Annotated in this window: 26 protein-coding genes; 20 read left to right on the top strand and 6 right to left on the bottom strand. The window is 36.8% G+C overall.

The genetic code is table 11. The annotated features are described in order from the left end of the window. Positions 1-84: 84 nt before the first annotated feature. The 3 genes from ACI6PS_RS09770 to ACI6PS_RS09760 all read right to left on the bottom strand — a co-directional run bounded on the left by ACI6PS_RS09770 (position 85) and on the right by ACI6PS_RS09760 (position 1,702). The gene (locus ACI6PS_RS09770) at positions 85-498 is read right to left on the bottom strand and encodes a lipocalin family protein (protein ID WP_421012380.1); all 414 of its coding nucleotides are present in this window, start codon (positions 496-498) and stop codon (positions 85-87) included. A gap of 84 nt (positions 499-582) precedes the next feature. Next, positions 583-996: a DUF6691 family protein gene (locus ACI6PS_RS09765; RefSeq protein WP_421012379.1), complete on the bottom strand. Its 414-nt coding sequence runs from the start codon at positions 994-996 to the stop codon at positions 583-585. 148 nt (positions 997-1,144) lie between these two features. Next, entirely contained in the window at positions 1,145-1,702 is a 558-nt protein-coding gene (locus tag ACI6PS_RS09760; protein WP_421012378.1) for a YeeE/YedE family protein, read from the bottom strand. A 118-nt stretch (positions 1,703-1,820) separates the two neighbouring features. Between ACI6PS_RS09760 and ACI6PS_RS09755 the strand changes: the two genes are divergently transcribed. The 9 genes from ACI6PS_RS09755 (at position 1,821) to creD (ending at position 7,792) form a co-directional block, all read left to right on the top strand. Then, positions 1,821-2,306 carry a DUF4199 domain-containing protein gene (locus ACI6PS_RS09755; RefSeq protein ID WP_421012377.1) on the top strand — a complete coding sequence of 162 codons (486 nt, stop codon included), beginning with the start codon at positions 1,821-1,823 and terminating at the stop codon, positions 2,304-2,306. A 2-nt stretch (positions 2,307-2,308) separates the two neighbouring features. Then, complete coding sequence (locus ACI6PS_RS09750; RefSeq protein WP_421012376.1) at positions 2,309-2,767, top strand: 2-dehydro-3-deoxyphosphooctonate aldolase; 459 nt, start codon at positions 2,309-2,311, stop codon at positions 2,765-2,767. Positions 2,768-2,887: 120 nt separating this feature from the next. Continuing rightward, positions 2,888-3,706 (top strand): 3-deoxy-8-phosphooctulonate synthase, encoded by an 819-nt coding sequence (kdsA, locus tag ACI6PS_RS09745; RefSeq protein WP_421012375.1) that lies wholly within the window; start codon positions 2,888-2,890, stop codon positions 3,704-3,706. 25 nt (positions 3,707-3,731) lie between these two features. Further along, positions 3,732-4,574 (top strand): hypothetical protein, encoded by an 843-nt coding sequence (locus ACI6PS_RS09740; protein ID WP_421012374.1) that lies wholly within the window; start codon positions 3,732-3,734, stop codon positions 4,572-4,574. A gap of 88 nt (positions 4,575-4,662) precedes the next feature. Continuing rightward, a complete protein-coding gene (locus ACI6PS_RS09735) occupies positions 4,663-5,274 on the top strand; it encodes a hypothetical protein (protein ID WP_421012373.1) in 612 nt (203 codons plus the stop codon). A gap of 30 nt (positions 5,275-5,304) precedes the next feature. Continuing rightward, positions 5,305-5,601 (top strand): winged helix-turn-helix domain-containing protein, encoded by a 297-nt coding sequence (locus ACI6PS_RS09730; protein WP_421012372.1) that lies wholly within the window; start codon positions 5,305-5,307, stop codon positions 5,599-5,601. A 54-nt stretch (positions 5,602-5,655) separates the two neighbouring features. Continuing rightward, a complete protein-coding gene (locus ACI6PS_RS09725) occupies positions 5,656-6,111 on the top strand; it encodes a hypothetical protein (RefSeq protein WP_421012371.1) in 456 nt (151 codons plus the stop codon). 1 nt (position 6,112) lies between these two features. Beyond that, positions 6,113-6,415, top strand: coding sequence for a hypothetical protein (locus tag ACI6PS_RS09720; protein WP_421012370.1), 303 nt, complete (start codon positions 6,113-6,115; stop codon positions 6,413-6,415). Positions 6,416-6,433: 18 nt separating this feature from the next. Then, the gene (gene creD, locus ACI6PS_RS09715; RefSeq protein WP_421012369.1) at positions 6,434-7,792 is read left to right on the top strand and encodes a cell envelope integrity protein CreD; all 1,359 of its coding nucleotides are present in this window, start codon (positions 6,434-6,436) and stop codon (positions 7,790-7,792) included. Between the two features lie 256 nt (positions 7,793-8,048). Here the strand turns inward: creD and ACI6PS_RS09710 are convergent, their stop codons facing one another. Then, positions 8,049-8,423: a hypothetical protein gene (locus ACI6PS_RS09710; protein ID WP_421012368.1), complete on the bottom strand. Its 375-nt coding sequence runs from the start codon at positions 8,421-8,423 to the stop codon at positions 8,049-8,051. Between the two features lie 128 nt (positions 8,424-8,551). Between ACI6PS_RS09710 and ACI6PS_RS09705 the strand changes: the two genes are divergently transcribed. The 3 genes from ACI6PS_RS09705 (at position 8,552) to ACI6PS_RS09695 (ending at position 12,716) form a co-directional block, all read left to right on the top strand. After that, positions 8,552-10,771, top strand: a complete 2,220-nt coding sequence (locus tag ACI6PS_RS09705; RefSeq protein WP_421012367.1) for a RelA/SpoT family protein — start codon at positions 8,552-8,554, stop codon at positions 10,769-10,771. Between the two features lie 139 nt (positions 10,772-10,910). After that, positions 10,911-11,387, top strand: a complete 477-nt coding sequence (locus ACI6PS_RS09700) for a Fur family transcriptional regulator (RefSeq protein ID WP_421012366.1) — start codon at positions 10,911-10,913, stop codon at positions 11,385-11,387. A 57-nt stretch (positions 11,388-11,444) separates the two neighbouring features. Next, positions 11,445-12,716 (top strand): adenylosuccinate synthase, encoded by a 1,272-nt coding sequence (locus ACI6PS_RS09695; RefSeq protein WP_421012365.1) that lies wholly within the window; start codon positions 11,445-11,447, stop codon positions 12,714-12,716. A gap of 71 nt (positions 12,717-12,787) precedes the next feature. Here ACI6PS_RS09695 and ACI6PS_RS09690 read toward each other — a convergent pair whose 3' ends face one another. After that, positions 12,788-13,312, bottom strand: a complete 525-nt coding sequence (locus ACI6PS_RS09690) for a hypothetical protein (protein WP_421012364.1) — start codon at positions 13,310-13,312, stop codon at positions 12,788-12,790. 18 nt (positions 13,313-13,330) lie between these two features. Then, positions 13,331-15,196 carry an alpha-amylase family glycosyl hydrolase gene (locus ACI6PS_RS09685; RefSeq protein WP_421012363.1) on the bottom strand — a complete coding sequence of 622 codons (1,866 nt, stop codon included), beginning with the start codon at positions 15,194-15,196 and terminating at the stop codon, positions 13,331-13,333. Positions 15,197-15,339: 143 nt separating this feature from the next. Between ACI6PS_RS09685 and ACI6PS_RS09680 the strand changes: the two genes are divergently transcribed. The 8 genes from ACI6PS_RS09680 to ACI6PS_RS09645 all read left to right on the top strand — a co-directional run bounded on the left by ACI6PS_RS09680 (position 15,340) and on the right by ACI6PS_RS09645 (position 25,140). Beyond that, positions 15,340-16,983 carry an OstA-like protein gene (locus tag ACI6PS_RS09680; RefSeq protein ID WP_421012362.1) on the top strand — a complete coding sequence of 548 codons (1,644 nt, stop codon included), beginning with the start codon at positions 15,340-15,342 and terminating at the stop codon, positions 16,981-16,983. 71 nt (positions 16,984-17,054) lie between these two features. Beyond that, entirely contained in the window at positions 17,055-18,242 is a 1,188-nt protein-coding gene (locus tag ACI6PS_RS09675) for an aspartate aminotransferase family protein (protein WP_421012361.1), read from the top strand. A 148-nt stretch (positions 18,243-18,390) separates the two neighbouring features. Continuing rightward, complete coding sequence (locus ACI6PS_RS09670; RefSeq protein ID WP_421012360.1) at positions 18,391-19,785, top strand: tetratricopeptide repeat protein; 1,395 nt, start codon at positions 18,391-18,393, stop codon at positions 19,783-19,785. A gap of 13 nt (positions 19,786-19,798) precedes the next feature. Next, on the top strand, positions 19,799-20,065 hold the full coding sequence (locus ACI6PS_RS09665) for a DUF433 domain-containing protein (protein ID WP_421012359.1): 267 nt from the start codon (positions 19,799-19,801) through the stop codon (positions 20,063-20,065). Continuing rightward, a complete protein-coding gene (locus ACI6PS_RS09660; protein WP_421012358.1) occupies positions 20,062-20,415 on the top strand; it encodes a DUF5615 family PIN-like protein in 354 nt (117 codons plus the stop codon). Before ACI6PS_RS09665 ends, ACI6PS_RS09660 begins: the two co-directional genes overlap by 4 nt. Positions 20,416-20,447: 32 nt before the next feature. After that, a complete protein-coding gene (locus tag ACI6PS_RS09655) occupies positions 20,448-21,191 on the top strand; it encodes a shikimate dehydrogenase family protein (protein ID WP_421012357.1) in 744 nt (247 codons plus the stop codon). Positions 21,192-21,564: 373 nt separating this feature from the next. Then, entirely contained in the window at positions 21,565-23,580 is a 2,016-nt protein-coding gene (locus tag ACI6PS_RS09650; RefSeq protein ID WP_421012356.1) for a DUF349 domain-containing protein, read from the top strand. Between the two features lie 375 nt (positions 23,581-23,955). After that, positions 23,956-25,140 carry an aspartyl protease family protein gene (locus ACI6PS_RS09645; protein ID WP_421012355.1) on the top strand — a complete coding sequence of 395 codons (1,185 nt, stop codon included), beginning with the start codon at positions 23,956-23,958 and terminating at the stop codon, positions 25,138-25,140. The last annotated feature ends 8 nt before the right edge of the window (positions 25,141-25,148 follow it).

Below are 25,148 nucleotides of genomic sequence, written 5' to 3'. Positions count from 1 at the left end.
TTTATAGCTTTAAAGCTTGAACGTTTCTTAAAAAGGAAATAAAAAATCCCGACTAATCGGGATTTTAAATAATTTTAAAACAGATTATTGTCTTGTAAACACTACCACTTCTCCATCACTGTTTTGGATTTTCAATTCGGTTTCGGAGAGTATCAAGATGTTCACAACATCAATATCATCTCCATCATAGGTTACGGTTAGTGTGTTTCCATCTTTTAAATAGGTTCCTTCATCGGTGAAAACCTGACATGGTGTACTGAAGGAATCATAATCTACATCGCGAAACACACCATTGGCCGTGAGCTCTACATAATCTTTGTTGCAACCATCTTCATGGTCAGGATAATCAATCAACGTGTTGCCCATTCCTACCTTGCTGTAAGTCCATTTTCCTACGATGTCTGCATCTGTGTGCACTGGATTCCCGTTGTCGTCGCTTCCGCAGGAGCCTAATGATAGCGCCAATGCGGATAAAAATAAAATGCTTAAATTTTTCATAGCTGTATTTTTTAATTTTTACTACAATTTAAGCTTTCTAAATTTTACAGACCAGCAAATAAGGAAAGTATTAACATCTTAATGCTAATGGGGAAGCTTGTCTTTTAGCAATCCGTAAAGGAAAGTTCCGATCATTGCACCAAGCAAAATAACGGCTACACTCCAAAATCCGGCTCCAATAAGGATAAATATTGGTCCTGGGCATGCTCCAACCAAAGCCCAACCCAACCCAAAGAACAGACCTCCTACCCAATAGCGGAAGGAACCTTTTTCCTTGTCGGCAATAACAATAGGTTTTCCTTGAATGTCTTTGATGTTGTTGCGTTTGATGATTTGAATACCGATAAGTCCTGTGAATACGGCTACTCCAATGATTCCGTACATGTGGAACGATTGAAACTGGAACATTTCGTAGATGCGGTACCAGGAAACGGCTTCGGATTTTGTGAGTACGATTCCGAAAAGGAAACCAACGAGTAAATATTTTATGAATTTCATTTTATGTTTTTTCTAAAAGTTAAAAGAGTGCCTTTTGTTTTTATCTAGCCCTGATGGTAGTGGAAATCCTTTTCTTTTTTTCTTTAAAAAAGAAAAGATTGCAACGAACAGCAGGAATATGGTTTAATTTATGACTAAAGTTTCGCTCCTAAAAAATAAGTGGCAAAAGGAAATGTGCCATGATCAATCCGCCAACGAAGAAACCGATAACGGCTTTGAGCGACGGCAATTGCAGGTTGCTGAGTCCCGAAATGGCGTGTCCAGATGTACAACCACCAGCATAACGCGAACCGAAACCGATTAGGATTCCACCAATCAAAAGGATGGCGAGCATCTTTGGAGAACTGAATACTTCGTTGCCGAAAAGGGCTTCGGGAGCGAGTTTTCCGTTTGGCGCATCGATGTTTAATGTTGCAAGTTGCTCGATCGTTTGTGGGTTGATGTCAACGTTTGTTGGGTCGCTCATATAATGTACGGCTACGAAACCGCCGAGCATCGCTCCTGCTAGTACGACAAGATTCCATATTTGTGACTTCCAGTCGAAGCGGAAGAATTCTGAGAATTTTCCGGCTCCGGCGATGGTGCAGAGCGTACGGATATTGGAGGACATGCCAAAGACTTTTCCGAAATAGTTGAGCAAGAGCATGACCATCCCGATGATGAATCCTGAAACGTACCACGGCCAGGTTTGGGTAATTGCATCCATGTTTTTGTGTATTGTTTAGTTTGTTGTTTGCAAAAATAGCAATTCAAATGATTTTTAAGGCGGAATAACTCGGTATTAAAATAAACCCTTAAATTTGGGTGCTTAATTCAAAGTAATAATGAAAAAATTTGCAATCGAAATCAAATGGGGAATCCGCTACTTTTTTGCCTTTCTTGTTTGGATCTATGTTGAAAAGATGAGTGGCTACTACAGCGAAAAAATCGATGATTATTTATTGTATTCGATGCTGTTTACTTTTATAGGAGTTTTTATTTATGTGCTTGCGCTAAACGACAAAAAGAAAAACTACTTTCATAATAACATGGATTGGAAACAAGGTGCTGTGACGGGAATTTTTATGACCATCGTGATTGCAATCCTGATGCCGTTATGTCAAATTATCATCCATAAGGGAATGGCACCGGAATTTTTTCCGAACATGATTGAAAATGCAGTGGCAAAAGGAACCAAGATCGAAGATGCAAAAGCATATTTTAATCTGTCGAGTTACATTTTCCAAAGTATCTTTTCTGCACTCTCTTTTGGTGTGGTGATATCGGCAATTGTGGCTTACTTTTTGCAAACCAAAAATTTAAAAAAATAACCATGAAATTAAAGACTTTTTTTTCGGGATTGCTTTGCTTTTTGTTGCTTACTTCGTGCATCAGCACAAAATCAACGCTTAAGAATGTCGATGACAATGCTCCTGATTTGGTGTTGACGAAAAATAATGTCTTCCAGATTACGGAATACAGCAAGGATCCCAAATACGGTTATGACAAGGACTACCCTATTAATATTTTTTATAAGAGTACAAAGAACGACTCGATCAATCAGCCACGGTTTTTCAATGCACTGACAGGACCGAAAGGCGAGAAAATATTCTTCAAGAAATTGGAAAATTGCTGTCCGTTTCCTTCTAAGAAAAGTGAGTTTGGAGCCGCAATGTTGGAAGTTTATGAAGTGAGATGGGTCGGTCAAAAAAAGCCTATAAAATTGTACATCAACATCTATGAAAAGAGTGTTTTGATGGTTCCGATTGGATTTGGTTTGAAGCAATTTTAATTTCTCTGATAAATTTTAATTTCTCTCTGTAAATGAGAAGAAAAGCTTCATAAAAAAAACTTAATTCGAGGACACAAATTCCCGATTCATAACTATCTTTGCAGCGTCAAAAACTACATTATGAATCTACAAGATATTCCAAAAATAAAGCATTTAGACAGCGGTAATTTCTTTCTTCTGGCAGGACCTTGCGCGATTGAAGGAGAAGAAATGGCGTTGCGAATTGCCGAAAAGTTAGTTGCTACAACTGATAAATTACAAATTCCTTACGTTTTTAAAGGTTCTTTCAAAAAAGCGAACCGTTCTAGAATTGACAGTTTCTCTGGAATTGGTGATGAAAAAGCGCTAAAAATCCTTCGAAAAGTTTCTGAAACTTTTGATGTCCCAACTGTAACCGATATCCATACAAACGAAGATGCTGCAATGGCTGCCGAATATGTGGATGTTTTGCAAATCCCAGCTTTCTTGGTACGCCAGACGGATTTAGTAGTGGCTGCTGCCAATACAGGAAAAGTGGTGAACTTGAAAAAAGGACAATTCATGAGTCCGGAAAGCATGAAGCACGCCGTTCAGAAAGTATTGGATTGCAACAACCAAAGCGTTATGGTGACGGATAGAGGAACGATGTTTGGCTACCAGGATATGGTTGTGGATTACCGCGGTATTCCAACAATGCAACAATATGCCACTACCGTTCTGGATGTAACACATTCTCTGCAACAACCGAATCAAACAGCTGGAGTAACGGGCGGAAGACCGGATATGATTGAAACTGTTGCCAAAGCAGGTATTGCTGTTGGTGTTGACGGTATTTTTATCGAAACCCATTTTGATCCTGCAAATGCGAAAAGCGATGGAGCAAATATGCTGCATTTGGATTATTTTGAAGGCTTGATGAAAAAACTTGTAGCCATCAGACAAACCGTAAATTCTTTCTAATTATCATTTTTATTACACTATTACCTTGAAACATCCATTATTGGTTGTACTCACTTTTTGTGTTTTTTCACAGTACGCTTCTGCACAGGAACTGGCAGAAAATCCGGAAAAATACACCGCAAACAACAAAGGAAAATTCTTTATTTCGTGGGGAGGAAACCGCGAAAGTTATTCAAAATCCGATATTCATTTTAAAGGAGATGGCTATGACTTTACATTGAAAGACGTTAAAGCCGATGACAAGCCAAAAGGATACCATATTGATTATCTGAATCCGGCGAGGATGACCATCCCACAGACGAATTTAAAGATTGGTTATTTTATTTCCGATCATTACAGCATCAGCATCGGTGTGGATCACATGAAATATGTGATGCGTCAGAACCAAACCGTGAACATGTCTGGAACTATCAATGGTTATGCTCCTTACGACGGCGTTTACAACAACACGCCCCAGGTTTTAGAAAACGAATTCCTGACGTTTGAACATACCGATGGTTTGAATTACGTTCATTCAGAATTTTCGCGATTTGATGATGTTTCCTCTTGGTTTAAAATTGGAAACACCGATAAGATTCAAATCAATCTGACCGAAGGAATTGGTGCTGGGATTTTATACCCAAAGACCAATACCAAGATTTTAGGCAAGGAACGCTACGATCAATTTCACGTATCGGGTTATGGCCTTTCGGCGAAAGCTGGAATAAACATTACGTTCTTCAAACATTTTTACCTTCAGGGTGAATTGAAAGGCGGTTATATCGACATGCAAGACATTCGTACTACAAAAAGTACGAACGACTCGGCTTCACAGCACTTTATGTTCTTCCAAAGAATCATTTCTGTAGGAGGAATTTTCAGAGTTTAATAAGCTAAAATATAATTTCAAAATAGTCATCATTTTATTTGGTGACTATTTTTTTTATTATTTACTTTGTGTTTCAAAGTTCTTTAATATGGAAACGAATAAATACCTTCAGGATATCCAGGATATCAAAAACATGATGAGCAAATCGACACAGTTCATTTCCTTAAGTGGAATGGCGGGTGTGTTGGCAGGTGTTTATGCACTTATTGGTGCTTTTTATGTGAATTATTTGATTAAAAGTCATGCCTACGAATACATAACACTTGAAAGTACAACTTTTAAATTGATTCTTGGAACCGCCTTTATTGTATTGTTTCTTTCCTTATTAACCGCTTATATTTTAACAGCACGAAAAGCCAAGAAATTGGGCGAAAAAGTTTGGAATCACTCCTCTAAACGATTGATTTTGAATTTTGCCATTCCGTTGTGTACGGGTGGTATTTTCGCCTTATTGTTACTAAAAAACGGACATTACGGATTGATTTCTCCAGTGGTTCTGATTTTTTACGGATTGGCTTGTGTTAATGCCAGCAAATATACTTTTAGAGACGTTCGCTATTTGGGGCTTACTGAAATCATTCTTGGATTATTCGCCATTGAATTTTCAGGATATGGCTTGCATTTTTGGGTAGTCGGATTTGGAATCTGTCATATTTTATACGGTGCTTTTATGTATTTTAAATATGAAAGAAATCAATAATATTAAATTTTATAGAATTAAATTTGCCTTTTGAAAAACATCATCCAAAATATCAACAAAGCCTTTGACCATCGTATCCGACTGGGTATCATGTCGATTTTGATGGTGAACGAAAGTGCCGACTTCAATATGCTCAAGGAACTTTTGGGTGTAACCGATGGAAACCTTGCCAGCCACACAAAAGCTTTAGAAGCTGAAAATTACATTATGATTGAAAAACAGTTCATCGGTAAAAAACCCAACACAAGATATATCGCTACAAAAGACGGAAAGAAAGCCTTCAAGGAACATATTGAAGCACTTGAAAAATTAATCCAGAAATCTTAAGCTAAAAAAATTTATTCATTTACTTTGAAATTCAAAGTTCTTTAAAAACAAAATATGAAAGATTTACTTATCGAGAAGCTTTATGAAGCAAGCAAAAAACCGTATCAGAAATACTTCAAGAAGAATGAACCTTGGGGACTTTCTAGAAAAGAGTTATTGGGTTTTGAAGAAAAATCATTGGGCTTTCATTTGGGCTGTTTTCTCTTGAAGCATGATTTCCAAATTCAGGAAAAACTCGAAGACCACGATGCTATTCACATCTTGACCAACACAGGTGTTTCTGTTGTAGAAGAAATTGGAATGCAATATTACCTGCTCGGGAATGGAAAAAAGAGTCTTTATCTCTATATGGTTGTCTTGTCGGGAACAGTTTTCTATCCCACAAAATTCAAATCATTTTTATCAGAATACAAAAGAGGAAAGCAGGCTTTGGAATTTCACTATTTGGATTTCTACAAAATGCTAAATGTTCCGGTAAGTGAAATTCAAAATACATTTAAAATCAAATAAGATGAACAACAATAATTTCAAAAGTCAGATTAACTTCTCAACTATCTTGTTCTTAACTTCTCTCGCTGGAGGAACAATCCTATTTTTTTTGCAAATGATTTTTCCTGATGAAATAAACATTCTCATAATAGGATTTTTTTATCTCATCATCGCAATTGTTCTCAACATTATCATGCTGTTTTATCTGCTCTATTTCTTTACTCTTTTGCCTGATCTCAGAACAAAAATCGCAAATCAGGCCTTACTTATCTTATCAAATATTCCAATTGCTTCACTTTATATTTATTTAACATTCAACAAATAACCTTTAAAAACAATTATTATGGAAAATTCAGAAAATCAAGAACATCAACCAACCAATTTCTTTCAATCTACAACTGCTAAATTAATTATGGTTGGGATACTAACCTTAGTACTTTTGATCCCTTTAAATTTTGTTCAAGAATTAATCTTCGAACGCTCCGAACGTAAGAAAGAAGTAGTCAATGAAGTAACCGAGCTTTGGGGAACAGACGTGCATTTTTATGGTCCAACCCTACGAATTCCATACAAAACCTACACCGAAACATCTGTAGTAGATGCGAAAACCAAGCAAGTGCAAATCCAGAAAACAACCTATATTGATTATGCCTATTTCTTTCCGGAGCAGTTAAAAAACAAATCCGATATAAAGAAAAACACCTCCTTAAAACGTGGACTCTACAACAATGTGGTTTTTACCGCAAACATGAACTTTGATGGTTATTTCGTCAAGCCAAATTTTGAAAAACTCGAAATTAAAAACGAAGATATTCTTTGGAATAAAGCCGTAATCGTAGTAAAAACAACAAACCTAAAAAGCATCAAAAGCGACCTGAACATCAAACTAAACAACCAAACTTTTGTATTTGAATCCAAAGCGCAGGACGATAAATTCTATGGCGAACTCGAAACCAACAACTTTGATTACAACCTTGTAAATGCCGATGGCAAAATCAATTTCAACTTTTCAATGCTTTACAACGGAAGTAACAGCGTCAAGTTTATTCCTGTCGGAAAAACCACAACTATAAACATTGATTCCGATTGGGAATCGCCAAGCTTTGAAGGTTCCTTCGCCGCCAATACCGATTCCAAGACCATCACTGAAAAAGGCTTCCATGCCGATTGGAAAGTACTCCACATCAACCGACCGTTTGCCCAAGAACATTTGGAGAAAATGCCCAACCTAAACGAATTCCTTTTCGGTGTAAAACTCATCGAAACCGTCGACGAATACCAGCAAAACGAAAGAGCCTCCAAATACGGATTCCTCGTTATCGGCCTCACATTTCTTATCTTTTTCCTTATCCAATCCATCAGCAAAATCAGCATCCACATCTTTCAATACAGCATGATCGGCTTGGCTTTAATCATGTTCTACACGCTTTTAATTTCCATAACTGAACACTCGAGTTTTACGTTGGCCTACATCATCGCCACCATTTCAGTCATCGTCATGATCGTGCTCTACTCCTTCTCCATCCTCAAAAACAGGAAATTTCCGCTCTTCATCGGAGCTTCACTCACGGCACTTTACACCTTTATTTTCGTCATCATCCAGCTCGAAAACTATGCGCTTTTGGTAGGAAGCATCGGCCTGTTCCTCATTCTCGGTGCCGTCATGTACTTCTCTAGAAAAATTGATTGGAAAAACAATTAGATCATTTGGGCGTGACCCCGAAAGAAAAATTCGGGGTCGGGCTATCCGCTCCCAATCTTTTGTGTTTTTAAAGAAAAAACACAAAAGGATTTCCGCTTCTATCCCTCACGCACGCAACTTTGGCGATGCAGTTTGCGGAAAATTTTTATAAATAAAAAAGGCTGTCTATCGAGACAGCCTTTTGCTTTATATTTAGCCACAGATTCACAGATTAATGTATAAAAATCTGTGAATCTGTGGCTAATTGTTTTTAAAACTATTCAATCACACGAACCGTGATTTGATTGTCGTTTTCCATCTTCCAGAAATCTCCCGTCACTTTTAGTGTTTCTCCCACTTTCACTTTCTTATATTGCGCATGATCGGTGAGATTTGCATGACTGATGGTTACAAAATAAAACTCCTTTTCAGGTGTTTCTAATTTTGCGGTATAACCATCCTTTCCATAAGTAATTTCAACTACTTTTCCTTCAACCGTTTTGGTTTCTGCCTTTGGAGTTTCAAGTTCTGCAATTGTATCAGTAGCTACAACTTCCTGATTTACTTCTGTTTCCTTTTTTTCTACTTTAACACAGCTCGAAAGCGAGAATACCCCCATTAGGACAACGATTTTCAATAGATTTTTTTTCATACTTTTTAAGATTTTAAAATGTAAAGATAGTACTCGTATTTCTAAAAAATTTAAAAACCAAAAGCATTTTTAGAAAATTTGCACAATTAAAATCTTTATTCTACTTTTAGCTAAGCTATAAAAGAACTATGACCGAATTAGAGATTGAACAAGAGAATAAGGCAATTGCAAAAGAGTATAAGGAATTACTGAGGATCAGTTACCAAACCTTATCAGAAGACGATAAAAAATTAATCCGAAAAGCTTTTGATGTTGCGGTAGATGCGCACAAAGACCAACGAAGAAAATCAGGCGAAGCCTATATCTTCCACCCCATTGCCGTGGCCAAAATTGTCGCTTCGGAAATTGGACTTGGCGCCACCTCCATTGCCGCCGCCTTGATGCACGATGTCGTAGAAGATACCGAAATTACAGTCGAGGATATCGAAAAAATGTTCAACCCGAAAGTAGCGCAACTCGTTGAAGGATTAACCAAAATTGCCCAGGTTCAAAAGGATATGAATGTATCGATGCAGGCTGAGAATTTCAGGAAGATGCTTTTGACCCTGAACGACGACGTTCGTGTAATCCTGATAAAACTGGCCGATCGTTTGCACAATATGCAAACCATGGAATCGATGGTGGATTATAAGCAAACCAAAATAGCTTCCGAAACCTTATACATCTATGCTCCACTTGCCCACCGTTTGGGACTTTACAACATCAAAACGCAACTGGAGGATTTAGGATTGAAATATACCGAACCACAAGTTTACAATGATATTGTTAGCAAAGTAAAAGAAACCAAGGAAGAGCAAGACGAATACATTACGACCATTTCGAATGTCTTGAAAAGTTCTTTGGATGCCGAAGGAATTGATTACTCAATCAAAGGAAGGCCAAAATCCATTTATTCCATCAGAAGGAAGATGAAGGCCCAAAATGTGAGCTACGACGAGGTTTACGACAAGTTTGCCTTGCGAATCGTTTACAAATGCAATCCGCATGATGAGAAATTCATCGCCTGGAAGATATATTCCATCGTAACAGACCATTATCGTCCGAGTCCGAGCCGTTTGAGGGATTGGATTTCTTCGCCAAAATCAACAGGTTACGAGGCATTGCACATCACGGTTATGGGACCAAAAGGACGTTGGGTGGAAGTGCAGGTTCGTAGCGAAAGGATGGATGAAATTGCCGAAAAAGGTTATGCCGCACATTATAAATACAAGCAAGGCGCTACCGAAGAAAGTGGTTTAGATGTTTGGCTGAACCTCTTGAAAGAGGCTTTGGAAAATCAAGAAACCAATGCAGTAGATTTTGTGGAAGATTTCAAAATGAATTTGTACTCAAAAGAGATCTTCGTCTTTACACCGAAAGGAGAAATAAAATCGCTTCCAAAGGGCGCGACATCGCTGGATTTTGCCTTCAGTATCCACTCCGCTGTTGGTGTCCATACAAGAGGTACACGGGTAAACGGAAAATTAGTTCCTTTGAATTATGAACTTAAAAGTGGAGATCAGGTCGAGATTATTACTTCTCCCAACCAAAAGCCAACAAGTCATTGGCTGGATTACGTTACAACCTCACGGGCAAAAAACAAAATCAAAAGTGTCCTTAACGAGAATACAAAAAAGATTGCCGAAGACGGAAAAGAATTGCTGACACGAAAACTCCGCCATCTAAAGATTACAGTTAATGAAAATGTCATCAATGAATTGGTGATTTTCTTTAAGCTAAAAACCAGTTTGGATTTGTTTTATCGTGTAGGAATTGGCTCTATCGAAAACAGCCAATTGAAAGAGTATGCGTCTTTGAAGAGCAATACCTTTATGAATTTCTTCAAGAATAAAATCAAGCGAACTCCGTCTTATCAACCGGAACAAATTCAGAAAGAAGAGCTTAGCAATAATTATGACATGCTTGTTTTTGGCATCGACCAAGACAAATTGGATTATAAATTATCTACCTGTTGCAATCCTATTCCCGGCGATGAAGTTTTTGGTTTTGTAACGATTAATGAAGGGATTAAAGTCCATAAGAAAGATTGCCCGAACGCCATAAGCCTGCAATCGAATTATGCTTATAGAATTATTCCTGCCAAATGGATTGATTCCTCACAGCAAGAATTCAAGGCCATTTTGGATATTACGGGAATGGACAGCTTAGGATTGACCAACGAATTGACAAAAGTGATTTCGAGCAATATGCACGTAAACATCCAGAGTATTTCGTTGAGCAGTGAAGCAGGAATCTTTAAAGGTCAGGTTGCGGTCATTGTACAAAACAATACTATCTTGAAAAAACTGACGGACAACATCAAAAAAATTGACGGAATCGATAAGGTGACAAGGGTTTATAAGAATTAGTAGTACGATTTGAATATTAAGTATTAAGACGAATTAAATATGGAAAAAGCTTTAATTGAGCCCATCCTGTCTTAATACTTAATACTTCCATCATAATACACCATTGCCCTTTCAAAATAAAAAATTATCTTTGCAGGATATGACACTCATTTCAGTTGATAACAGTAAAAATCAGGAAATTGTAAAAAATGTTTTTACAAAATATCTTGAGAACAAAGGACATAGAAAAACTCCTGAACGCTACGCCATTCTTCAGGAAATATACGATAACGAAGATCATTTTGATATAGAAAACCTGTACATCAAGATGAAGAACAAGAACTATCGTGTGAGTCGGGCTACCCTTTACAATACAATCGAATTACTCTTGGATTGTGCTTTGGTTCGCAAGCACCAGTTTGGACAAAATCAGGCACATTACGAAAAGTCTTATTTCGACAAGCAACACGACCACATCATCATGACCGATACCGGCGAAGTAATTGAATTCTGTGACCCAAGAATTCAAACCATCAAGAAAACGATTGAAGAGATTTTTGATATCGAAATTCACAATCATTCGTTGTATTTGTATGGAAACAAAAGAGCAACTACTAACAACGAAGAATTAAAATAAAAGCAAGGACAAAAACTACATGTCCTGAAACAACAACAAACAACTAACACACAAATAATGACCGTAGATTTATTACTAGGATTGCAGTGGGGTGACGAAGGCAAAGGAAAAATTGTTGACGTACTCACTTCAAAATATGATATTATTGCCCGTTTTCAGGGCGGACCAAACGCAGGACACACTTTGGAATTTGACGGAATCAAACACGTCTTGAGAACAATTCCATCAGGGATTTTTCACGATAACAACATCAACGTTATTGGAAATGGTGTCGTGATTGACCCCGTAGTTTTTAAAACTGAAATCGACGGTTTGGCAAAATTCAACTTGGATTTAAAATCAAAGTTGATCATCTCAAGAAAAGCACATTTGATCCTTCCGACACACAGATTGTTGGATGCGGCTTCTGAAGCTTCAAAAGGAAAAGCAAAAATTGGTTCTACTTTAAAAGGAATTGGACCAACTTATATGGACAAAACCGGTAGAAACGGATTGCGTGTTGGCGATATCGAATTAGCTGATTTTAAAGACAGATACCGCGCTTTGGCTGACAAGCACGAAGCAATGATTTCTTTTTACAATGTTGACATTCAATACAACTTGGCTGAATTGGAAAAAGAATTCTTCGAAGCGATTGAGGATTTGAAGAAATTGGATTTTATTGACAGCGAAGAATATTTAAACCAAGCTCAAAAAGCAGGAAAATCAATACTTGCAGAGGGAGCACAAGGTTCTTTGTTGGATGTAGATTTCGGAACGTATCCGTTTGTAACGTCTTCTAACACCACTGCTGCAGGAGCTTGTACAGGTTTAGGAATCGCTCCAAACAAAATCAAGGAAGTGTACGGTATTTTCAAGGCTTACACTACAAGAGTTGGAAGCGGACCTTTCCCAACGGAAGATTTTGGCGAAGATGGAGACATTATGGCCAAAGTTGGAAACGAATTTGGTTCGGTTACAGGAAGAAAACGCCGTTGTGGCTGGTTGGATTTAGTAGCGCTAAAATATGCCGTTCAGGTGAATGGTGTTACCCAATTGATGATGATGAAAGGGGATGTACTTTCTGGATTTGAAACCTTGAAAGTGTGTACTGCTTATAACTACAAAGGAGAAGAAATCTCGCATCTGCCTTACAATATCGAAGAAGAAAATGTAACACCAATCTATAAAGAATACAAAGGATGGAAAGCCGATTTGACAGGAATGACCACTTATGAAGAACTTCCTGCTGAATTGAAAGCATACATCGAATTCATCGAAAATGCAGTGGAAGTGCCAATTAAGATTGTTTCGGTTGGTCCGGATAGAAAACAGACGATTTTGAAGTAATCGTTTTATATAGAATAATAAAGGCTGTCGATTGACAGCCTTTTCTTTTTTTAATAGAACACACAACTATTCTATAAATACTTGTTTAGAATTTCAAATAAAACCTTCTGTCCTCTACCTGATAAATTTCCCCATTTCATAGTTCTTGAATGCGGTTCTGAATAAGTCTGTTGGTTATCAAAATCAATCTGCGTTAATCCGATTACTTTATTTGAATTATCATAAAAGACAATTTTCTTATCAAATTCAGCCGTTCCCAATTCATTCCAAACATAAGATGCTGAATCATTTAAAATCTGCACCAACTTTTTAGAATCTTCGATATTAATATCTATTTCAAATTTAAGGATTCCCGAAGTAAACAATTTTGCTTTAGCAACATTTTCAACAGTAAACAATTTAATATTTACTTTATCAAATTCTACATCTTCAGTATAGGTTTCTTTCCAACTATTTTGATTAGGATGTATAATTCGTCTATCATATAGAGTCTTTTCTAGTTTATCAAAATCTGGAACGCTACTTTTTTTCAAAAAAAAGTAGACTAAAAAAAGAGATAGTGATAGAACTAAAAATAAAATGAATGCTTTTTTCATTTGCTTTAAAATCAGATTCTATTTAGACATCTTATAAACAAACGACTCCAAAGGTTTCAAAACCAAACTTACCTTTCCAACACCATTCTCCACTTTTAAATTAACTTTTGATTGGTTGTACAACTGATCTTTTAAATCATAATTTCCATCTTTTAATTTCCATTCAGAAATTACATCAGCAGGAACCTCTAATGTAAATGTGCTTCGAGTCAGCCACGAAAAATTAGTGACTACAATTAACTTTTCATTTTTCGACCATCTAACGAAAGAATAAATTCCAGGATCATAGCCATCGGTTTTATCACGATTTGCAGATTGAATCTCCTTGAATTTTCCCATTAGCGCATCGCTTTTAATAGAAAAATTCAATAATCGTTTATAAAAATCCCTCAGTTCTTTTTGCTCTTTCGAAAGTTTTCCTCCATCGAATTTTCCATCGTTCATCCATTTCTGATGTTCCGGAACGCCAACATAATCAAATATAGAAGTTCTGGAATGCGTTCCAAAGCCACCATTTTCTTTTCCGGCCTCGCCTACTTCCTGACCGAAATACACCATCGTTGGCGAAGAACTGATTAAAGTAGAAACCACCATCAAAGGTTTTCCCTTTTCCGGACTTCCAGCGAATTCCGGACCCGCCAAACGCTGTTCGTCGTGATTGTCCAAGAAGTGTAACATGTGATGCTCAATATCCGCCAAACCGTGCTGAATATCCGAAATCGCATCTGGCAAGCTTCTGCCCTGCACCACATCTTTCAATTTGTCGTACAACTCCACTTTATCATACAAATAGTCCATTTTTCCCAAATGGATATAATTTCGATATTCCTTCGGATTGTAAACTTCTGCCAATAAAAATGCATTCGGGTTTTTCATCTTAATCGCTGAATTCATATAGCTCCAAAACTCATACGGCACCATTTCAGCCATATCATATCGGAAACCATCCACTCCTTTATCAATCCAATAAAGTGCAATATCTCGGAATTTGTTCCAAGAACTCGGAACGTCTTTATCCTTCCAAAAAGCAAAATGCTCCTTGTAATCTTTCTTGTCAAAACCAGCCGGAAGTTCTGGGAAATCCTTAGTACCATCCGGTCTCACACCATAATTAATCTTTACAGTTTCATACCAATCGTTCTTATCCGGCTTTGCCAAACGCGAACCGTTTCCTGTCCATTTTGCTGGATTTTCATCAAACTTACCATCAATCAACGGATTTTTCTCGCCACCCAATGGTTTTTGATCCAAATCAGGAATCTGAAAAGCCTGATTCGGAATGTAATAAAAATTGTTATCTCTTTTGTATTCAACTGTCACGTCATCATCAGCACCAAAATCACGAACACCTTTCGTATTGGTTTTTCCTTCATATTTTCGCGCAATATGGTTCGGAACAATATCAATTATCAGCTTCAATTCATTTTGATGCGTTCGCTCGATAAGTGCTTCAAATTCCTGCAAACGCTTGGCCGGATTCACCGCCAAATCAGGATTCACGTTGTAATAATCCTTGACCGCATACGGCGAACCAGCACGCCCTTTTACCACTTCCGGATCGTCATTTGAAATGCCGAATTCCGTATAATCATTAACCAAAGCATGATGCGGAACGCCCGTGTACCAAATGTGCGTCACACCCAAATCCTTGATTTCTTGAAGCGCTTTATCGGTAAAATCATTAAACTTCCCTACCCCATTTTCCTCAATCGTTCCCCAAGGCTTGTTGGTCGTATTTTTATTCCCAAACAAACGCGTAAAAACCTGATAAACCACCACTTTTCTTGGTTCCTTTTTCTCGATTTCCATTCTTTTCTCTTCCTTATTTCCACAAGCCGACGCCAAAAGCACCAACCCAATTCCTATTGTCAATTTTGTTTTCATATTTTCTTTTATGGAGCCAATCTCGCTATCCATTCCGACAAATATAAAACTTTGAAACTGGGATTAAAACCCGCTGATAAATATTTCTTAATAAACTCCATCCTTTATACATTTTACTTAAATTTGGCAAAAAATAAAATCCCTTGAAAAAAATCCTTTTTTTCTTATTTATTGGCCTGATAATCTTGAGTTCCAATAGTCTTTTGGCACAACAACCGAAGCAGATTTTGGTAAAGCACTCAGATTTTGCAGACCGAAACCAAATGGAAATTCCAGATGGTGCCGTCCTTACTGGAAATGTTTTAATTGACCATGATGGTATCATTATTACTTGCAATAAAGCCTATTATTTTCAGAAAGAGAACTATGTGAAATTGTTTGGAAATGTACAAATGGTACAAGGTGACACGCTCTTTTTAAACAGTAAATATGCTGAATACAGTGGAAATGCCAAGCAAGCTTTTGCAACTGGAAATCCTGTGATGCGCTCGCCGGATATGACCCTTACGACCGACACCATCAATTTTGACCGAAACAAGCAGGAAGCTTTTTATAAAAATTTCGGTCGAATTGTGAATAAGGAAAATACGCTTACCAGTACATCTGGAAGGTATTATGCCACGCAAAAAAAATCGCAATTCTTGACAACCGTTACGATTACAAATCCGCAGTATACCATAAAATCCGATCACTTGGATTATTACCATACTTCCGGTCACGCCTACCTTTTTGGACCTTCAACCATAACGGGGAAAAACAATTTTATTTATACCGAAAAAGGTTTTTACAACAGCAAGAAAAATATCGGTCACTTTCTTCGAAAATCCTACATTCGTTACGACGACCGACTTATTGAAGGCGATAGCTTATACTACGACCGAAAAATTGAATTTGCATCGGCAACCAATAACGTGAAGATAACCGATACCATCAACAAAGGAATCATCAAAGGACATTATGGTGAGGTTTATAAGTTGAAAGACTCGATGTTTGTAACCAAGCGAGCCGTTGCAATCAATTTGGTTGAAAATGATTCGGTTTACATCCACGGAAAAAGATTGATGATTACCGGAAAAAAAGGCAATCAGATCATCCGCGCTTTCGATAATGCACGATTTTACAAGACCGATATGAGTGGGAAATGCGATTCCATCCATTCCAGCACCAAAAAAGCACTGACACAATTGATTGGAAGACCCGTAATTTGGAATGAAAAAAATCAAATGACGGGAGATGTTATCCATCTTATCGGGGACAATGCAAAAGAGAAATTAGATTCGCTTAAAGTCTTGAATAATGCCTTTTTAGTTTCAAAAGATACCCTTGGGAAAGGCTATAATCAGGTCAAAGGGCAAAATTTATATGGCAAATTCAAGGACAATAAACTGTCTTATGTGGATATCGTAAAAAATACCGAAGTGATTTACTATGTCTATGATGATTTGGAACTTACAGGCATTGAAAAAAAATTGAGCAGTTCTATCAATATTACTTTTGAAGATAATAAAATCAATACTTTAACGTCTTTCAAAAACATTGACAGTGATTTGTATCCTGAAACAGAGTTGCCTGAAAACGCACGAAAATTACGTGGTTTCATTTGGCGTGGGGACGAAATAATCCTCTCAAAGGACGATATTTTTCCTCCCGAAGAAAATGAAATCCACGAAAAGATCGTAAAAGAAAGCACAGCCGAAAAAGCAAAGGAAAACACTCCAATGGACGTGCGAAAGGAAACTTTGGAATACGACAAGAAAAATCCAACAAAGAAGAATACTACAAAGTAGTCCGTTTTCTGTTTTGACTAAAATCTTAAAACTTAGTTCCTCAGAAACCCAGCTACTCAGCGCCTTAAAAAATGAAAAACGATTTCCTAAAATACCAAGCTCAGACTTCTCCTTATCCGTTAGGAATGGAAGTAAGCCATGCAATTGGTTCCTACATATACGATACAAATAATAAAAAATACCTCGATTTTGTGGCTGGAGTTTCGGCTTGTACGCTTGGACATCAGCACAAAAGAGTCAACGATGCCATCAAAAACCAGTTGGATAAATATTCACATGTAATGGTGTATGGCGAATATGCTCAAGATCCTGCTGTGGCATTTTGCAAGCTTTTAGTAGAACATTTACCTGAACCTTTAAACAAAGTCTATTTGGTAAATTCAGGAACCGAAGCTACCGAAGGTGCTTTAAAACTAGCCCGAAGAGTTACCGGAAGAAGCCAATTGATTTCGTGCAAGAATGCCTATCATGGCAATACGATGGGTTCGATGAGTGTGATGGGATTTGAAGAAAGAAAACAAATTTTCCGTCCGTTGATTCCCGATGTTGATTTCATCACGTTCAACAATGAAGAAGATTTACAGAAAATCACCACCAAAACAGCCGGAATTATTTTAGAAAGTATTCAAGGTGGCGCTGGTTTTATTGAACCTCACAATGGTTTCTTGCGAAAAGTAAGAGAACGTTGTACCGAAGTTGGCGCCTTGATGATTGTGGATGAAATCCAACCTGGATTTGGAAGAACCGGAAAATTATTCGGTTTTGAAAACTATGATGCCGTTCCCGACGTAATTATAATAGGAAAAGGAATGGGTGGCGGAATGCCGGTTGGCGGATTCGTAGCTTCCGCAGAAATGATGGATTTATTGAGCCATGATCCAAAACTCGGACATATTACCACCTTTGGCGGACATCCTGTCATAGCGGCTGCTTGTTTGGCAACTTTGCAGGAAATAACAGAAACCACACTGATTGCCGATACGTTGGAGAAAGAAAAACTCTTCCGTTCGCTTTTGGTACACCCTTTGATAAAAGAAATAAGAGGAAGAGGATTAATGCTGGCGCCAATGACAGAAAGCCCAGAGATAACAAATGAAGTGATTTTGAAATGCCAAGATAAAGGATTGATATTATTTTGGTTGCTTTTTGAAGGATGTGCCATCAGGATAACCCCTCCGTTGACCATCTCTGAAGAAGAAATAAAAGAAGGCTGTGCCATTATTTTAGAAGCAATGGACGAAGTTTTAAACAAAATTTAAGAGAAAAATCTTTTAAAATTACTACCTTAATAAGGCAATTTCAATGGTGAAATTGTTAATTAAATTGTTCACAAACAATTACCCTCCTTCCTAAATGGAACCCTAACGTTACCTAAATTTATTTTAGGATAATTTTAAACTAAAAGCTATGCAATTAAGCAACGAAGAAGAAGACTACAACTTATCCTTATCAAAATTTGAATCGATGTTGAAAACCAACAAGGTTCTGTTTTTTGACTCAGAGGAATTTGAGGAAATAATTCTTCATTACCTCGATATGGGTAAGGCTACTTTAGCAAAAAAAGCTTTGAAACTGGCACTTGAGCAACATCCCAAATCAACGGGCCTAAAACTCGTTCAGGTAGAAATGTTGGTCTATGATGACAAGCTTGATATCGCAGAAAAATTATTGAATGAACTCTACGCCATCGAACCAAACAACGAAGAAATTTATATCCAAAAAGCCAACATATATTCCAAAAGGGATAACCACGAAAAGGCCGTTGAATTATTAAAAGTTGCCCTAAAATATACCGATGACTATGCCGATGTTTACAATTTGATTGGTATGGAATATCTTTTTATGGACAATCTTGAATTGGCTAAAGAGAACTTCATCAAATGTATGGATGAAGATCCGGAAGACCAAGGTGCACTTTACAATGTGGTGTATTGCTTTGAATTTCTTGACCAAAATGAGGAAGCAATTGCCTACCTGGAAAAATATATTGATAAGAATCCTTACAGTGAAATCGCTTGGCACCAGTCAGGCCGATTGAATTATGGATTGAAAAAATACGAAGAAGCGTTAAGGGCTTTTGATTATGCAACACTGATTGACGACGAATTCTTAGGTGCTTTTATGGAAAAGGCAAAATCCTTGGAACGATTGAAACGATATGAAGATGCAATCGAAGCCTACGAAAGAACGATTGAATTGGACGACCCAACTTCTTATGCGTTATTGAGAATTGGCAAATGTTATGAACGACTTGGTAATAAAGCTCTAGCCATCAAATATTTCAACAAAACGGTTCATGAAGACCCTTTGTTGGACAAAGGTTGGATAGCGATTACTGATTTTTATGTACGTCAGAAAAACTACCAAAAGGCATTGTTTTTTGTAAACAAGGCTTTGAACATCGACAATCAGAACCGTATGTATTGGAAGCGTTATGCGACCATCAACAAGGAGATGAATTTCTTTGAAGAAGCGGAATTTGGTTATCGAAAAGCTGTTGAATTTGGCGATACCGCTTTGGATACTTGGCTGTTTTGGGTGGATATCCTTCGATTTTTAGGAGAATTTGATACCGCAATTCAAACCTTGTTGCAGGCTACAGAGTTTTATCCGGAAGAATTTGAAGTGGAATACCGTTTAGCAGGATTATATTTTATGTTGGGCGACGATAAGAAAGGGAAATTCCACATCAGCAATGGTTTGCGATTGAACTTTAAAAACCATACTATTTTGGAGGAATTGTTTCCAGTAGTTTGGACTCGCAAAATGGTTCAGAATGCAATTAACAAGTATAAAATATAAGACTGTATATTGTTTGAGCAAATTTTGTAATTTTACAAAAACAACTTCTATGAATCTTTTAGAACGAATCACTATTGACCCTAATATCTGCCATGGCAAGCCCTCAATTAGAGGAATGCGGTGGACGGTTGAGATGATTATTGATTTATTAGGATCAGGAATGACTAGTGAAGAAATCATCGAAGATCATCCAGAACTAGAAAATGAAGATATTTTGGCCAGCCTTAAATTTGCGAAAATATATTTGTCTGGACAGTCTATCGTAAATATCGCTTCGTGAAATTTTTGTGTGATGTTCATATCAGTTACAAGCTTTCGAAAAAGATTGAAAGTTTAGGATTTGAATCCATTCATGTAAATTTTATTTTAGATAAGTGGTTTACTTCTGACACTGAAATTGCAAAATTTGCTGATTCTAATGATTATATTCTGATTTCTAAAGATGCAGATTTTAAGAACAGTTATCTTATAAATAAGCTACCGAAGAAATTGATAAAAATCAATCTAGGAAATATTCCTAATGCTGAACTGATTTTAATTTTTGAAACGAATATTAACTTGTTCAAAAAGCTATACAAAAAAGATTCCTTTATAGTTGAAATTGACAAGGACAATATTATTTACCAATAACTCTGATTTCTAAAACACAAAACTTCTTAGTCTTGGCTAAAAAAAAGCAATATGGTTTAGTTGGAAAAAACATCAGCTATTCGTTTTCGAAAGCATATTTCGCTGAAAAATTCGAAAAGGAAAACAACAAAAACCATTCGTATGAAAATTTTGATATCCAGGAGATTTTCGAATTTCCTGGTATCTTAAAAAATAATCCAGATTTAAAAGGAATCAACGTGACCATTCCCTACAAGGAAGTAGTCATTCCTTTTTTGGATAAGATGTCGAAAAATGCGTTGAAAATTGGCGCTGTCAATACCATCAAATTTACAGGAAACGGAAAGACTAAAGGATATAACACTGATTTTTATGGTTTTAAGAAATCCTTGAAACCTCTATTAAAATCACATCATAAAAATGCCTTGATTTTAGGAACTGGTGGGGCTTCAAAAGCAGTTGCGTATGCCTTGCGATTGCTAGAAATTGATTATATCTTGGTTTCCAGAGAACCTTCGGAACACACGCTTAGCTATGATGAAATTGATGCTTCTACGTTTGAGGAATATCAAATCATCATTAATTGTACGCCTTTGGGAACGAGTCCGAATGTAGAGGTTTGTCCTGACATTCCGTATGACCATTTTACGGAGAAACATATTGCCTACGACTTGATTTACAATCCTGAAGAAACGCTTTTCCTTAAAAAAGCAAAAGAAAAAGGAGCTGTCATTAAAAATGGATATGAAATGCTGGTTTTTCAGGCGGAAAAAGCTTGGAAAATTTGGAAGAAATAAACATTCTTTATTTAGCAGGATTTCCTGCAAGGTTTTTAAAACCTTGTAGGTTTTCAAAAATTACATCTCTATTTATTTAAAACATACCTACAAGGTTTTGAAAACCTTGCAGGAGGATAATCTTGGAAAAGTTTCCAAGATGCTAATAATTTCCCTCTAGCCCCGACATAAGGGAAAATCCTTTTTGTTTTTTCTTTAAAAACAAAAAGCTTTGGAAAGATGGCGGGAACATGGATTTTTAAAATGTCCGAGCGTTTCGCTTCTAAAAAATCTTAACATAATATTTGGTATAAATCAGGCTTTTACTTTGAATTTTCATCAGCCTTTATTACCTTACGCCCTCAAAATTTATGAACCTTAAACATTTTATGAAATGTTAGAAGAAAAGAATGATAACCTGCAGGATGCAGATGGAAAGTTAGAAACGGTTTCGCAAGAGGTGGAACAAAACCAAAATCAGGTGGAGCCAGTACATACTGAAGCCCAAGAAGTTGCGGTTGCGGAAGAGCTGAATGTGGTTGAATTGACACCTGAAGAGGTGGTAGATGACCGTGTTTTGGTGGAAACTCCCATCACGAGCAACGATGCTGTGGAAGCCATTGCCAACTCAAATGCTGAAGAAGGCGAAGACGAATCGTTGGCTGGAAGACATGAAATTCCGATGTTGGAATACGAGACGCTTTCGATGGAAGCGCTTGTAGACGAGTTGGAAAAACTGGTTGCAGTTGAAAAAGTGATGTCGGTTAAGGAGCATATTGAGGAACTTAAAAAAGCGTTTCTTTCTAAATACAATCATTTTATAGAGGAAAAAAAGGACGAATTTGTGGCGGAGAATCCAGATACTTTGGAGGAATTCCACTATCATTTGCCTTTGAAATCTAAATTTGATGCTTTATACAATCAGTTTAGAGACAAGAGGAATATACATTTCAAGAAATTGCAGAACGATTTGCAAGGCAATCTTGAAGCCCGTCTGGCGATTGTGGAAGAGTTGAAAAACTTGATCAATCCTCAAGAAAACATAAAAGATACGTTGAAGCACTTTAACGAATTGAGAGACCGTTGGAAAAATGCGGGTTCGATTCCTAAAGACAAATACAACCACGTTTGGAACAATTATCATTTCCATGTGGAGAATTTCTACGATTACTTGCACTTAGACAGAGAAGCGCGTGATATTGATTTCAAACACAATTTAGAATTGAAATCGAAAATCATCGCTCGTGTGGAGGAATTGGTAAAGGAAGCAGACATCAACAAGGCGTTTAGAGAATTGCAGGATTTGCATAGAATCTGGAAAGAGGAAATCGGGCCGGTTTCGAGAGAACACCGTGAGGAAATCTGGAATAAGTTTTCTTCGTTGACCAAGCAAATGCACGACAAACGTGAGGTTTTGTTTGAAGCACAAAGAGGAAAAGAAACGGAGAATTTGGCAAAGAAAAAAGACATTATTGCTCAGATTCAGACGTTGGCTCAAGAGAAAGTAAATGCTCATGCTTTATGGCAAGGACAGGTTGAAAAAGTAGAAGCGTTGAGAAGCGAATTCTTTAATGCTGGGAAAGTTCCTGCTGATGTAAACGAGGAAACTTGGTCGGCTTTTAAAGATGCGGTTCGTGATTTTAATGTATTGAAAAACTCATTTTACAAGGACATCAAGAAAGACCAACAGGACAACCTGAACAAGAAGAATGCTTTGTTGGCAAAAGCGATTGCTTTGCAGGAAAGTGAAGATTTCAGCGCTACAACGCCTATAATGAAGCAGATTCAGGAAGAGTGGAAAACGATTGGTCACGTTCCGAGAAAGTATTCTGATAAAATCTGGAAAGATTTCAAAGATGCTTGCAACCATTATTTTGAGAAATTAAAAGCTCAGAAAAATGAAGTGAACGAGGAAGAAGTGGAAGCTTTTGACAAGAAAAAAGAATATTTGGAAGCCTTGAGAAGCTTTGAATTGACAGGCGACCACAAAACCGACCTTGATGCCATCAAAGCACACATCGAAACTTGGAAAGGTTTTGGAAAAGTGCCTCAAACCAGAAGACACATCGAAGGAAAATTCAATAAAGTATTGGATGTTTTGTTTGAAAAATTGAGCTTGAGCAAAAAAGATACGGATATGATGCGTTTCTCAAACAGGATGGAGCAATTATCAGGTTCTGATGATTCTAGAAAACTGGAGAACGAGAAAATCTTTATCATGAGAAAAATTGATGAAGTGCAGAATGAGATCTTCCAATTGGAAAACAACATTCAGTTTTTTACGAATACTAAAAATGCGAAGAAAGAAAATTCTATTGTTTTAGAAGTTCGCAAGAACATTGCTAGGCATAAAGAAAGCCTTGATACTTGGAAAGAGAAGTTGAAACAGTTGAGAGAGATAAAAGAATAAAATTTTCCCTTTTGAAATATTACTAAACCTTTGGAAGCAATTTCAGAGGTTTTTTTATATCTGGAGTAATAAAGGATATTGGAAGTAAAAAAAAGATAATTCTTCTTTGTCATAAAAACTTAATTTACAAGGCATTCAAAAAATTAAATAAAAATATTCATTTTTTTTTATTTTCTAGGTAGGGTATTTCAGAAGTCAACTGTTTTATAATCGTTAATAAATCTGCAAAGATTGAAAATAGTTTTTGTTAATCAAGGAAAGTCCCTCTGAATCTTCAGGGGGCTTTTTTTTTGATATTGCATCATAGCAATCTGGAAAGCGAATTTTGCCAAAAATATCTTATTTTAGCATTCCTAACAAAATAGCCAGAACCTCATGAAGAAAGCAACCCTATTGCTATCAGTCCTGCTCTTATTCAGTTGCAGTAAAAACCTACTCCCTTCAGGAACAATCAAACAAGAAAATTTTACCGAAACAATTCCTTTTAATTTTGATAATGGCCTACCGATAATTGATGTATCCATTCAGGGCAAGACCTACAATTTTCTATTGGATACTGGAGCACCTACGGTTATTGATCCAGAACTGGCCAGTATTTTAAAATCTAAAACAGTAAAGAAATCAGTAGTTGAAGATTCTCAAGGAAATGACAATAAGCAGGAATTCATCTTGATTGATGAAATAAAAATCGGCAAGTTGCACTTCAACGACATTGGAGCTGTGGTTATTGATTTAAAACGTTCTTTCGAAATAAAATGTCTTAATATCGATGGCATCATAGGTTCCAATCAAATGTCAAACGCCATCTGGCAGATTGACTATAAAAATAAAAACATTACCATTACCGATAATTTTAATGACTTTAAAGAACCCGAAGGTGCTGAAAAAGTACATTTTATAGAAATGGGTTACCAAAAAACACCTTTGGTGAGAATACAGGTTGACAGTACAAAATCAAAACTCATCACTTTCGATACAGGTGCGAATGGGAATATAAGCCTGCCATATTCTCATTTTGAAAATACAATTAAGGATTATAAGCAAATAAAAAGCTACGGAAATCCATCTACAGGCGTTTATGGAACCGGCAAAAAAGACACCATCACCACTATAAAAGCCGATTTTTCAAAATTAGGAACACTGCAATTAAAAAATCAACTACTTGTATTTGAAGAAACTGCTTCTGCCGTGGTTGGAAATGATTTCTTGAAGAACTACAAGACGACCATCAACTGGAAAAACAAGACCATTTATCTACAGCAACAGGATACAGTACTAAAACAAAAGCTGGAAACCATCGGTTTTGGGATACGTTATATCAATAAAAAACCAACAGTTGCCATCATTACAAAAGATTCAAATGCAGAAAAAATGGGACTTCAATTGAATGACGAAATCATCGAGATTGACGGCATCAACCTTTCCTCACTTACGGAAGAAGAGGCCTGTTCCTACACCTTTAAAAGCCTTATCAGCAATAAAAAGGAAATTACCATGACCTACCTAAGAAATGGCCAAAAGAAAGATATCAAAATTTTAAGTCAGGTATTGCTTGAATAACAATAACC

The sequence above is a fragment of the Flavobacterium sp. PLA-1-15 genome (assembly GCF_049060005.1).
Classification (GTDB): Bacteria; Bacteroidota; Bacteroidia; order Flavobacteriales; family Flavobacteriaceae; genus Flavobacterium.
This window is presented reverse-complemented; position numbering and strand designations above follow the sequence as displayed.